The 12528-nt window shown below is 45.9% G+C and carries 11 protein-coding genes; 3 read left to right on the top strand and 8 right to left on the bottom strand.

Annotation, left to right across the window (positions count from 1 at the left end; genetic code table 11):
- Nucleotides 1–96 precede the first annotated feature (96 nt).
- Both LG368_RS06875 and LG368_RS06870 read left to right on the top strand, forming a co-directional pair.
- Nucleotides 97–333, top strand: a complete 237-nt coding sequence (locus tag LG368_RS06875; RefSeq protein ID WP_226753996.1) for a hypothetical protein — start codon at nucleotides 97–99, stop codon at nucleotides 331–333.
- A gap of 36 nt (nucleotides 334–369) precedes the next feature.
- Complete coding sequence (locus LG368_RS06870; RefSeq protein WP_226754073.1) at nucleotides 370–3162, top strand: response regulator; 2793 nt, start codon at nucleotides 370–372, stop codon at nucleotides 3160–3162.
- On the opposite strand, the gene acpS is transcribed toward LG368_RS06870, so the two are convergent.
- The 8 genes from acpS to glgC all read right to left on the bottom strand — a co-directional run bounded on the left by acpS (nucleotide 3129) and on the right by glgC (nucleotide 10998).
- On the bottom strand, nucleotides 3129–3515 hold the full coding sequence (acpS, locus tag LG368_RS06865) for a holo-ACP synthase (RefSeq protein WP_226753995.1): 387 nt from the start codon (nucleotides 3513–3515) through the stop codon (nucleotides 3129–3131). The genes LG368_RS06870 and acpS overlap by 34 nt on opposite strands.
- Before the next feature lie 43 nt (nucleotides 3516–3558).
- Nucleotides 3559–4299, bottom strand: coding sequence for a DNA repair protein RecO (recO, locus tag LG368_RS06860; protein WP_226753994.1), 741 nt, complete (start codon nucleotides 4297–4299; stop codon nucleotides 3559–3561).
- Nucleotides 4300–4303: 4 nt separating this feature from the next.
- Complete coding sequence (era, locus tag LG368_RS06855; RefSeq protein WP_226753993.1) at nucleotides 4304–5212, bottom strand: GTPase Era; 909 nt, start codon at nucleotides 5210–5212, stop codon at nucleotides 4304–4306.
- Nucleotides 5205–5888, bottom strand: coding sequence for a ribonuclease III (gene rnc / locus LG368_RS06850; RefSeq protein WP_226753992.1), 684 nt, complete (start codon nucleotides 5886–5888; stop codon nucleotides 5205–5207). Before rnc ends, era begins: the two co-directional genes overlap by 8 nt.
- Nucleotides 5889–5906: 18 nt before the next feature.
- Nucleotides 5907–6731 (bottom strand): signal peptidase I, encoded by an 825-nt coding sequence (lepB, locus tag LG368_RS06845; protein ID WP_226753991.1) that lies wholly within the window; start codon nucleotides 6729–6731, stop codon nucleotides 5907–5909.
- A 53-nt stretch (nucleotides 6732–6784) separates the two neighbouring features.
- Entirely contained in the window at nucleotides 6785–8590 is a 1806-nt protein-coding gene (gene lepA / locus LG368_RS06840) for a translation elongation factor 4 (protein WP_226753990.1), read from the bottom strand.
- Between the two features lie 194 nt (nucleotides 8591–8784).
- Entirely contained in the window at nucleotides 8785–9417 is a 633-nt protein-coding gene (locus LG368_RS06835) for a riboflavin synthase subunit alpha (RefSeq protein WP_226753989.1), read from the bottom strand.
- 318 nt (nucleotides 9418–9735) lie between these two features.
- Nucleotides 9736–10998: a glucose-1-phosphate adenylyltransferase gene (gene glgC / locus LG368_RS06830; protein WP_226753988.1), complete on the bottom strand. Its 1263-nt coding sequence runs from the start codon at nucleotides 10996–10998 to the stop codon at nucleotides 9736–9738.
- A 93-nt stretch (nucleotides 10999–11091) separates the two neighbouring features.
- Here glgC and glgA point away from each other — a divergent pair, with 93 nt between their 5' ends.
- Nucleotides 11092–12519, top strand: coding sequence for a glycogen synthase GlgA (glgA, locus tag LG368_RS06825; protein ID WP_226753987.1), 1428 nt, complete (start codon nucleotides 11092–11094; stop codon nucleotides 12517–12519).
- Nucleotides 12520–12528 lie beyond the last annotated feature (9 nt).

Below are 12528 nucleotides of genomic sequence, written 5' to 3'. Positions count from 1 at the left end.
TAGGGAATGACACTTATTGCTTAGCGTCTATTTAAGAACACTTATGCCAAACAGTACAATAAGAAAGCGTTATAAACTTAGTGCCCAAGGCAACGTATGACGTTTTTTACCTTTAAAATGCGCATTTTTTGCTTATTTTGCTTACTGTCCGTCCTTTCGGGTTGCGACTCACCGGCTGATGATTTGAGCCAATTAAGCAATGCAGAACTGCGTATAAAGTGGCGTCACTGTGCTTATCTTGATAACCCCTCTTCTTCCCAACAGACGCGGTGTGATCGTTATGAAAAAGCCTGCCAACAACGCAAACAACAAGGCAATTTGGCCTGCTATTAATTTGTTCTCTTTTTGGTTTTTATGAAAATACCCTTGATGCATTCTTTATCGCCCCTTCGCCTCAGTCATAAGCTATTTTGGACGCTGTACACCCCTATCTTTTTGGTGTCGTTACTGGTGGGCGTTTTTTTATTAACCACCCGCTTTCACGACCTTAACCGCCATTTAAAAGAGCGTGTTTCCCACATCACCGAACAGGTGGCAACCACCAGCGAATACGCCATTGTCTTTTCTGATCAAAGCATGATGTATCGTATTCTCCAAAATGCGTTAAACAGTACAGACATCAGCAGTGTCCGACTTTTTAACAGCGAACAAAACATCATCGCCGAACTTGGCAAGGTACCAAGCATCCAAGAGGTCGGCTTTCCAGACACACTGCAAATAAGGCAGTTAGGCCACTTTTTACAATCCATGAGTCCTATCTACTACACCAGTAACGCCCCTGATAATGTATTCGATGTAAACGCTGAACTGTTCAACCCATTGAATCAACGCAGCCTGATTGGCTGGGTAAAAATAGAGGCCAACACCGCGGCGATTCAGGTCGAAAAATACCAGTACGCCAGCATCGTGATGTTTTTCTTGGTGTTGTTTAATATCTTAGTGATTATCACCACGTTACGCATCACCACCAAACTGACCAAACCCATTGATAAATTAACCACGTCACTCAATAAATTGGTCAAGGGGCAGTTTTCCAACGCGAAACTGATCAAACTTCCTGTTGAATACGAGGCTTTACAAAAAGACTTTTTAGACTTAGCCGACCGCTTAGAAAACCATAACGACGAGTTGATCAGTGGCATAGAACAGTCCACCGAAGACATCCGTCGCAGTATGGACAGCATGGAAGAGAAAAGCGCACAATTACACATCGCAAACCGTGAAGCCATGGAGTCTAATCGCTTAAAATCGCAGTTTCTCGCCAATATCAGCCACGAAGTGCGCACCCCACTGAACGCTATTTTGGGCTACACCAAGACGCTGCAAAAAAGCATTCAAGACACACAACAACGCATTTATATCGATACCATCGAGCAATCAACCAACAGCTTATTAGCGATCATTGGCGACATTTTGGATTTTTCCAAAATAGAAGCTGGCAAACTTAGCCTAGAAAGCAACCACTTCAATCTAAAAACGCTTATCGATGATGTGTACCAAACCTTAAGCATCAACTTACTTAGCAAAGAAAAGCAGATCGACTTGGTGCCCGAATACCACCCTGATATGCCAGAATGGTTCCTGGGGGATGGTACACGGGTGCGTCAGATTTTGACCAACCTAATCGGAAATGCGATTAAATTCACTCACCAAGGCTCCGTGAGAACCCGGGTATCCATTGCTTGCCAATCGGATCAAGACATCACCTTGTCGTTTCAAATCATCGACACGGGGATTGGCATTCCAGAGCACAAAATACACCGTTTGTTTAAACCCTTCTCTCAAGTGGACACCAGCACCACCAGACAATTCGGCGGCACCGGTTTGGGCTTGGTCATCACGAAAAAGCTGGTTGAACAAATGCACGGTAAAATAGAAGTCAGCAGTGATCCCAGTATTGGTTCGACCTTTCGCTTTACCATTAAACTCAAAACCTCCAACAAACAACCTTGTCATCACCCCACACTAAATTTCCATGTGGCACTTTTAGAGCCCAGTACCACGTACAAAAGCTACCTAACCAACTACTTACAAGGTATTGGTGTCAGTTGTGCTAGTTGCTCAGACTTAGAGCAAATGATTGCGCTATTAAGTACCAATGAACAAAACATCGACGCTTTATTACTCAGTGCCATGCCCGATGAACAAAGCGTTGTCGAAGCCCAAGAACTGGTGACTTACGCTTACCAAGAGTTTGGTATCCCTTGCATTTTAATGGTGCAACCACCGGGGCAGGTTGCCCATTATCGAGACTTAAAACACCTTTGCAGTGATATTTTACTAAAACCAATCAGTCACGAACGCCTTTACCATGCCTTGCAACGTCTCGACGATGGGACGGCACTCACGCCATACCAACCTAAGGCACTCAACGATCTGCATGAAAAACTCAAAGGACTAAGCATCTTAGCCGTAGACGATTCCCCCATTAACTTACAGCTGCTGAATCACTGGCTCACACCGATTGGGGTAGACATCACGCTCGTTTACAGCGGCCAACAAGCAATCGAAATCGCCCAACAACAGCATTTCGATATGATTTTTATGGACATTCAAATGCCTGAAATGGACGGTATGGAAACCACCCAACATCTTCGAGCGCTGGAAGATTATCAGAACACGCCCATCGTTGCCTTAACCGCTCACGCCTTAGCATCAGAGCAACAACAGATCTTAGCCAGTGGCATGAACGCGTATTTGAGCAAACCGATTGACGAAGAGTTACTGCTCAATACCATTGATAGGTGGTGCTCTTCGACGGAAACTCTGCAAGATCAGATTGACGCCAAGTTACACACTATTTTTGATATGGACAAAGCGCTTGGCATCGTCGATGGCAAAGCCAATATTGCAAAAGAAATGTTTGATATGCTGGCAGATTCCCTTGATGCAGAGAAAAAGTTGATTCAACACCATTTAGAACACCAGGACACAAAGAAACTCATCGAAGTCGTGCACCGTATTCACGGCGCATCAAAGTACACCGGCACGATCAACATAGCGCTGCATGCCGGTTATTTGGAAACGCACCTAAAAGAACTGGGACTAGAGGAAGTCGAGGGCGTTGTAGACGATTTTGTGGAAAGCATTGACGACCTACTGGCCAACCGACAACTCATTGCTTGGCCTCAGGATTTGGACTCAACAATCACAAACGCCTGAGCGTAGGCTTTTTCATCGGTTAAACTAAGGTGCCAAGTGAGCGGAAAGTCATAGCGTTGGGCAATGCTGTCGGCTACCGTCAACACAGGCTGTCCACTGGGCAAATTGCTGACCTCAAAATGCTGAAAGCTTACACCTGAACCGATCCCTGTCCCCAAGGCTTTGACAGCGGCTTCCTTTGCCGCAAAACGCTTCGCCACATACGCATTGGCTTTTTCTAAATTGCTGATACTTGACCAATGTTGCTTTTCCGCTGGGGTTAATATGCGATCAATAAAGCGTTCACCTAAACGCGCTACCGATTGTGCGATACGTGCAATGTCGACCAAGTCTGTCCCAATACCAATAATCACAGTCTGTCCTAATAAAAGTTTAATACGTTAAACATAAACGTTATCAGAGGCCATACCGAAAAATCGGTACACCGAGATGGCGCTCACCTTGAAAGGGCTGCTGAGGAAGAAGGCGCCGCGCAGTAATCGGTTTTCCGTTAAGCAAGCTATCAAGCCAATGACGATGTAATTCCTTTGCCAAACTCAACACCTGCTTATCGGTCCAGCGCCCAGCGTGATAGTTCATCGCAATTTGCCCCTCAACAAACAACATAGGAAGCTGCTTTGGTATCTCACCATAATAGGGACGAAGGCCAAACTTATAATGAAACTGATAAAGCTGTCTCGGCTGGATGGATTCTCCCCGCCCGGTGCTCACCATATTAATGCCCATGCCTAACTCGGAAAATAACCCCACCTCAAAACGCCGCAAGACCGGAGCAATAGGGGCGCCTGAGTGCAAACTGTTGATAAGCCATTGATACAGAACAAACATGTCGGGTAATGGCAAGTTAATCGGCAATAGCTTTTCTAACAGCTCGTGTACATACAAGGCCGCATAAAGTGGTAGCCCCTCTAATGACGAGGCAGCACTGAGTGACTCAAGGCTTTTGATGGTTTTTAACTCACCTCGTCCAGCACACTCTACTTCGTAGCATAAAAAAGGCCCAGGTATCACCCGAGCCTCTTTTTTTGGTAAACGCCACACACCTCGGATCAAGCCCTGCTCTTGGGTTAATAAATCCAGCAGTATTTTATTATCTTGAAAGGGTCGAGTGTGAATAACATACGCAGATACGCGCATACCCTTACTCTTCTTGGTAACCCAAGCTGGCCAAAGCGCGTTCGTCGTCTGACCAGCCAGAACGTACCTTAATCCACAAGTTCAGCATGACTTTATGCTGAAACAAATTTTCCATATCAATACGAGCTTCTTTACCAATCAGCTTAATTTTATCGCCACGTTCGCCGATAATAATCCTTTTTTGTCCGTTTCTTTCCACCAAGATCAAAGCACTGATATGAATGGCGGATTCTTCATAAACAAACTCTTCAATCTGTACCGCCACTTCATAGGGCACTTCCTGACCTAATTGACGGGTGATTTTCTCACGCACAATTTCCGCTGCCAAAAAGCGAGAACTGCGGTTGGTAATCTGATCTTCAGGGTAAAACTGTGTGCCTTCTGGCATATAGCTTTCCACTAAGCGCTCTAGACGATCAAGATTGTTATTACGCAGTGCAGAAATAGGCACGATTTGTGAGAAATTCATCCGCTCTGACAAATTGGCCAGACGTGGTAACAAGTCTTCTTTTTGATCAAGCTGATCGACCTTATTGACCACCAGGATCACGGGGCAACGAGCATGCTTCACTTTTTGCAAAACAGACTCATCTTCTTCCGTCCAACGATCCGCATCGATCACAAACAGTACAAGATCCACATCTTTTAACGCCGCTGCCGCAGTTTTATTCATAATGCGGTTAATGGCTTTGGCCTCACCTAAATGCAGCCCTGGTGTATCCACATAAATCGCCTGCACATGGCCTTCTGTTTTCACGCCCAGAATTTGGTCGCGGGTGGTTTGCGGCTTTCGAGAGGTAATCGACAGCTTCTGCCCCAGTATGTGGTTCAAAAGAGTCGATTTACCGACATTCGGGCGACCAACAATGGCAATATAACCACAATGGGTGATTTCAACTTCCACGTCAGACATGCTTTTTTTCCAACTGCTTTAGGGCTTTCGCCGCGGCATTTTGCTCAGCAATACGACGGCTGTTACCTTTACCTTCGATGGCTTCGTCACACAACTCAATAAAACAATGTACATAGAACAATTGGTCATGGGGGTCGCCCACAATGTTCACCACGTCATATTGAGGCAAAGCATGTTTACGTGCTTGCAAATACTCTTGAAGACGTGTTTTCGCGTCTTTTGTCACCACTTTCAGCGACGTTGCATCCAAGCGCTCTTTGTACCATTCTAAAATGTGCTGACGACAAACGTCCATGCCAGCATCCAAATACATACCACCGATGATACCTTCAACCGTGTCCGCTAAGATGGAGTCACGTCTAAAGCCACCGCTTTTTAATTCGCCAGCGCCCAGCTTAAGGTAATCCCCTAACTGAAACTCTCGCGCCAATTCCGCTAAGGTGTCGCCTTTTACAAGAGAAGCACGCAAACGACTCAGCTCCCCTTCTTTGGCTTTAGGAAAGCGGTGAAATAAGTCTTCCGCAATCACGTAGTTAAGGATTGAGTCACCCAAAAATTCAAGGCGCTCGTTGTTTTTGCCACCAAAACTACGGTGCGTTAGCGCCAGTTCAAGCAGTCCAAGGTCAGCAAAAAAGTACCCAATTCGCCGACTCAGCTTCTGATACGATGAACTCAAAATGTCTCCAAAAAATATTTATTCAATCAAACCGTTATTTTTAAAACTTGGGATACTGAAAAAGTCATCCCAATGTAGCCAGACATAAAATGCACGACCCTTCATATTCTCATCAGGCACAAAGCCCCAGAAACGACTGTCTGCACTGTTGTCTCGGTTATCCCCCATGACAAAGTACTGCCCTTGCGGAACCGTCCACTCCCCTTCACGAGGCGTAAAGCGGAAGCTATTATAAATTTCATGCTGAACATCGCCTAGTGTTTCGCTGAATAATTCAACGGGCTCTTGATTTGGGTTCAACGAAACCGATAATTTAGCCAATAATTCCTTGCTAACCGGTTCACCGTTCACCGTGAGCATTTTATTTCGGTAACGAATGGTGTCGCCAGGTAAGCCAATCAAACGTTTAATGTAGTTTAAACTAGGGTCTTCTGGGTATTTAAATACCACAACGTCGCCACGTTCAGGCGTCGTCGTTGGAATAATCGTCGTATTCAATACAGGCAAACGCACACCATAATCAAATTTATTAACCAGAATAAAGTCACCGATCTTTAACGTTGGTAACATAGAACCAGACGGAATTTGAAACGGCTCTACGACAAAAGAGCGTAAGCCAAAAATAACAGCAATGATGACAAAGTAGGACTTCACTTCCACAACAAATCGAGGTGTGTCCCCTAAACGCTGTTGTGCTTCCTTACTGACCGCAGCACGGGATTCAGGTGTCATGCCGGCTAATATTTCTTTACGCTTAGGCAAAAAGGCAAAACGGTCGTACAACCAAAAAAGACCTGTCACCACAAAAGCAATGGCCAGTATCAACTCGAAATCAAAACTCATTACGTCTTTTCTCCACCAAGGTGCACGGCTCCGTGCACCGGTTGATTATCTGGCTAGCTGTCCAACTGTAAAACCGCAAGGAAAGCAGACTGTGGCACTTCTACGTTACCCACTTGCTTCATGCGTTTTTTACCTTCTTTCTGCTTTTGCAGTAGCTTTTTCTTACGGCTCACGTCACCACCGTAACACTTGGCAATCACGTTTTTACGTAAGGCTTTCACGGTTGTACGGGAGATCACCTTAGCCCCAACCGCCCCTTGAATCGCTACGTCAAACATTTGACGAGGAATCAAGTCTTTCATTTTTTCACACAAAGCGCGGCCTTTGTATTGCACGTTATCCTTGTGCATGATCAATGCCAATGCATCCACACGTTCGCCGTTGATCAAGATATCAAGACGTACTAAAGGCGCAGCATTAAAGTGTGAGAAGCTGTAATCCAAAGACGCAAAACCACGGCTGCATGATTTCAACTTGTCAAAGAAGTCCATGACCACTTCGTTCATCGGCAGTTCATAGCGCAATTGCACTTGACGACCTACATAGAGCATGTCTTTTTGCACACCGCGTTTTTCAACACACAAAGTAATCACATTGCCTAAGTACTCTTGTGGCACAAGGATATTGGCCTCAACAATGGGCTCACGCATTTCTTTCACTGTGCCTGGATCAGGCATTTTAGAAGGGCTGTCAACGTAGATAATTTCGCCATTATTCAGCTCAATTTCATACACTACCGTGGGCGCAGTGGTAATCAAATCTAGGTTGTATTCACGCTCTAAACGCTCTTGGATGATTTCCATGTGCAGCATGCCTAGGAAACCACAACGGAAACCAAAACCTAGCGCATCCGAGCTCTCTGGCTCGAAGAACAAAGAAGCATCGTTCAGGGTTAACTTATCTAAGGCAACACGGAAGTCTTCATAGTCGTCTGAACTGACAGGGAAAACACCCGCATAAACCTGAGGTTTTACTTTTTGGAAACCCTCAAGCTGAGGTACATCCGGCGTCGACACATGAGTGATAGTATCCCCTACAGGTGCCCCGTGAATGTCTTTGATACCGGCAACAACATACCCTACTTCACCAGCCTTCAGAACGCCGGTTTCCTTGCGTTTTGGCGTAAAAATACCCGCCATATCCACAGGGTGGGCTTGCTTGGTCGACTTGATGAAAATCTTGTCTTTCTTACGTAAGGTACCCTGTTTGATACGCACCAAAGACACCACACCGAGGTAGTTATCAAACCATGAGTCGATAATCAGCGCTTGCAAGGGCGCATCAGTATCACCCTCTGGTGGTGGAATGGTTTCGACCAAACGCTCTAATACATCTTCTACGCCCATACCGGTTTTTGCGGAACAGGTCACCGCGTTCATCGCATCAATACCAATGATTTCTTCAATCTCAGCACTGACACGTTCTGGCTCAGCTTGTGGCAAGTCGATTTTGTTCAAAACAGGCATCACTTCAAGACCCTGTTCTATGGCGGTGTAACAGTTAGCAACGGATTGTGCTTCTACGCCCTGCGCTGCGTCAACCACCAGCAAGGCCCCTTCACAGGCGGCCAATGAACGAGACACTTCATAGGAAAAATCCACGTGCCCTGGAGTATCGATAAAGTTTAATTGGTAGGTTTGACCATCTTTTGCATGGTAATCAAGGGTCACACTTTGCGCCTTGATTGTAATGCCGCGCTCACGCTCGATATCCATTGAATCAAGTACTTGAGCCGACATTTCACGCTCACTCAAACCTTCACAGGCCTGAATAAAGCGATCTGCTAGAGTGGATTTCCCATGGTCTATATGGGCGATAATACTAAAATTGCGTATGTGCTTAAGATTATTGGAAGACACTATTTACTCACACTTTGAAAGCGATGTTTGGGTGAATACAGGAAAAAAGCTCCGTATTCAGTATAGAAATTGGCGAGCATTCTACCGAAAATCCATCAAGGACTCCATTTATTTAAAAGCCTGCCGGTGATCGCTACTCGCCGCTTATCTTTGTTCACTGTTGACTGTCGGCGTTTGCGACTCACTGGCGTTTTTTATGGCAAGACAATGCCGCGTTCTTTAAGGATACGTTCAACGGTATCAACGGTCGCTTGGGTATGGGCATCGATTTCAAGGTTGACCTTGTCACCGACAGAGAGCTGTCCAAAGGTGGTAAGACGCAGTGTTTCAGGGATCAAAGACACTTCAATCCAATCATCACCAATATCACTGATGGTCAAGCTGGAGCCGTTTAGACCAACGTACCCTTTGTTAAACAAATAGCGTCTTGCGTCCACTTCATGTTGTCGGTCCGTGGTAAAGCGAATGTGAACACTCTCCTCTATTTTCTCGATGCGAGACACCGACACAGACGTCATAATATGCCCCGACATCACATGACCGCCCACTTCGTCACCCATTTTAGCGGCCCGTTCGAAATTAACGACATCGCCCGTTTGCAACAAACCAATATTGGTTAAGGCTAAGGTGGTGTCGATCACGTCGAACGTCAGCATGTCATGACCGATTTCAGAGACCGTCAAGCAAACCCCATTGATGGCCACACTGGCCCCTAATTGCTGGCTCAACATAACGCCGGCAGGAAACGCAATCTCTAATCGTTTGTTTCGACCTACCTCGGTCGTAAGCTGAACCTTTGCTGTACCTTGAACAATTCCTGTGAACATAAAACACCCTCGTTTTAGGTTGAATTATAAGCAATTAAGCGCACTCTTGTGCGCCTAACCAAAGACTGAAGAAGAAATGAACACCTTGTGGCAAAGCAGTGTAATGACTGCTTTTGAGTAAGTTATCATAGAGTCACTAAAAGGGTTATCCACAGGTTACGGGGATAACCTCTTCGATTAAAAAATGGGGCGTTGAAACCCTGTCACACACTACTAATGCGACCAATTTAGCCGTTTTCAAGCGCAGCCAAAACAATCCTTACCGCCAATAAGCAAAAAGCCGCTTGATACAAGCGGCTTCCGTGTCACAAAACCTCTCTACGAGCGTGACGTCGACAAGGCTTCAATCATCTCTTGGGTCACTAAAGTAATGCCGTCTGAATTTCTATAGAAACGTTCCGCATCGGCAATTGGATCTTCGCCAATAATGGTTCCCTCAGGAAGATGACAGTCTGAATCGACCACCACTTTTGTCAAACGACAATGACGACCAATATCCCCTCGCGGCAACACGACGGATTTTGTCACATGAGAATACGAGTTTACCCGTACATTATTAAACAAAATGGACTGCTCAACCGTCGAACCAGAAACGATACAACCAGCAGACACCACCGAATTCAGCGCGGTGCCAATGCGCTCTTCATAGTTGTAGTTAAACTTTGCCGCTGGTCGCTGATATTGCATGGTACGAATCGGCCAGTCTTCATCATAGAGATCCAACTCTGGCGTTAAGCGAGTCAAATCCATGTTTGCTTCCCAATAGGCCGTCAAGGTGCCCACATCACGCCAATATGGATCTTCTGGGTAGCTGGGGTTGCCAATCACACTGCGTGCAAAGTGATGCGCTTTGATGGTGCTGCGGCCGACAAACAAAGGAATCAAGTCTTTCCCAAAGTCATGACTGGAATCATCGTCACTGGCATCAGAACGCAGGTTTTCAGAAAGGAACTTGGTGTTAAAAATATAGATTCCCATACTAGCAAGGGACTTATCCGGCTTGCCAGGCACGGTAGGAGGGTTCGACGGCTTCTCTTCAAAGGCAATAATATTATCGTTTTCATCAACGTGCATGATACCAAACTGATCCGCCTCTTCGATGGGCACTTCAATACACGCCACGGTAACATCCGCTCCGCTGGAGATATGATCTTCCAGCATCACGCTGTAATCTTGTTTGTAAACGTGGTCACCGGCAAGAATCAGAATATATTCACTCTCTAAGCCATCGATCATACTGAGGTTTTGATAGACCGCATCGGCCGTGCCACGATACCAGTCCCCTCCTGTCTGCTGTTGAGCAGGCCACAGCTCGATAAACTCGTTAAAATCCGAGCGTAAGAAATTCCACCCTCTCTGAACATGTTGGTTAAGCGTATGAGAACGATACTGAGTCAGCACCGCAATGCGACGCATCCCCGAGTTAATGCAATTCGACAAAGGAAAGTCGATGATTTTGTATTTGCCTGCAATCGGAACCGCAGGCTTAGAACGATTGTCGGTTAATTGCTTTAATCTTGAACCACGTCCACCGGCTAAGATAATGGACAAAGTTTTCATGCGCGCCGTATTTAGATCCATGTGATGCCCTTAAAATTTTTATCAACACACTCTGTTCAAAGTTACATTTAGGTATACTCTTATCATTATTCCAAATCAATAAGATGACAAATAATGAAAATACTCTTCGCTGCCTCCGAAATTTACCCTTTGATTAAAACCGGCGGATTGGCCGATGTCGCTGGCGCACTTCCTATTGCTCTAAGGAAAAAAGGCCATGACATTAAACTTATCATGCCAGCCTACCAAGGTATGTTAAAAAAGGTAGCGCCTATTCAAAAAACGATCAACCTCGGGAACCCATTTGGGGTTGGCGATTTATTGCTGCTGGAGACCGCTATTCCTGAGAGCAACACCCCTATTTTATTGGTGCAATGCCAAGCACTCTATGAACGTGAAGGCGGGCCTTACGGAGATCAACAGGGTCAGGACTTTCACGACAATCACCTGCGCTTTGCCGCTTTGTCTTGGGTGATCGCGCAATTGGCTATCAACAAACAATGGCTTGATTGGCAACCCGATATTCTTCATTTAAACGATTGGCAGACCGGTTTTGCGGCCGCGTATTTAAAGAGCTGGTCCGTAGCGCATCCGCCTATTGTAACCACGGTACATAATTTACGTTATAACGGAAGCTTTGATATAGATCAGTTTTCCGACACTCAGCTATCCCATGAATTGCTCAGTATGCACGGCATGGAATTTTATGGTCGTTTCTCTGCCTTAAAAGCAGGACTGGTTTACGCCGATGCCATTACAACCGTTAGCCCCACCTACGCCAAAGAAATTTTGACACCAGAATACGGTGATGGCCTAGACGGCACGTTAAGAGCATTACAAGACAAACTCGTCGGCATTTTAAACGGCGTCGACTACGACCAATGGTCACCTGACAAAGATACGCTTATCCCCCATTCGTACAATATCGCCACACGTGCAGAAAAATACCTCAACAAACAGGCTCTATTGCGGGAAAACCACTTATCCGAAGAAATGAATTTCCCGGTATTTGGTATTGTTAGCCGCTTAACAGAACAAAAAGGCTTAGACCTCGTCCTAGAGGCTATGCCGGCTCTTTTAGAACAAGGCGCACGATTGGTGGTACTGGGGTCAGGCGATAAAGCGCTGGAAACAGGCTTTCTTGCCTTACAGGATGCGTACCCAAGCCAAGTAGCGGTTCGCATTGGTTACTTCGAAGATTACTCACATCGCATACAAGCAGGCATTGACAGCCTACTTATTCCATCTCGTTTTGAACCTTGTGGTCTCACGCAACTCTATGCGCTGAAATACGGCACCCTTCCCCTTGTCAGAGAAACCGGTGGACTGGCTGATACAGTGTTCGAAGGTGGAGACGCCGACAATGGGTTTGTTTTTCAAGAAGCAAGCAGCCACGCCATCAAAGAAGCCATGTTGCGCTGTATGGCGTGCTTTTATGACCAACCTCGCTGGGAGCAAAAACAAATCAACGCCATGCAAACCGACCACAGTTGGGAAGCCGTCACCGGCCAATGGGAAGCCTTATATCAGCGTCTACTGTAGTCTTTGATA

The organism is Marinomonas algarum (assembly GCF_020532605.1).
Classification (GTDB): Bacteria; Pseudomonadota; Gammaproteobacteria; order Pseudomonadales; family Marinomonadaceae; genus Marinomonas; species Marinomonas algarum.
This window is presented reverse-complemented; position numbering and strand designations above follow the sequence as displayed.

Excerpts from the sequence above, each read along its gene's own strand:
- LG368_RS06875 (WP_226753996.1), top strand. The coding sequence starts at position 97 with ATGACGTTTTTTACCTTTAAAATGCGCATTTTTTGCTTATTTTGCTTA.
- LG368_RS06870 (WP_226754073.1), top strand. The coding sequence starts at position 370 with ATGCATTCTTTATCGCCCCTTCGCCTCAGTCATAAGCTATTTTGGACG.
- recO (WP_226753994.1), bottom strand. The coding sequence starts at position 4,299 with ATGCGCGTATCTGCGTATGTTATTCACACTCGACCCTTTCAAGATAAT.
- era (WP_226753993.1), bottom strand. The coding sequence starts at position 5,212 with ATGTCTGACGTGGAAGTTGAAATCACCCATTGTGGTTATATTGCCATT.
- lepB (WP_226753991.1), bottom strand. The coding sequence starts at position 6,731 with ATGAGTTTTGATTTCGAGTTGATACTGGCCATTGCTTTTGTGGTGACA.
- LG368_RS06835 (WP_226753989.1), bottom strand. The coding sequence starts at position 9,417 with ATGTTCACAGGAATTGTTCAAGGTACAGCAAAGGTTCAGCTTACGACC.
- glgC (WP_226753988.1), bottom strand. The coding sequence starts at position 10,998 with ATGGATCTAAATACGGCGCGCATGAAAACTTTGTCCATTATCTTAGCC.
- glgA (WP_226753987.1), top strand. The coding sequence starts at position 11,092 with ATGAAAATACTCTTCGCTGCCTCCGAAATTTACCCTTTGATTAAAACC.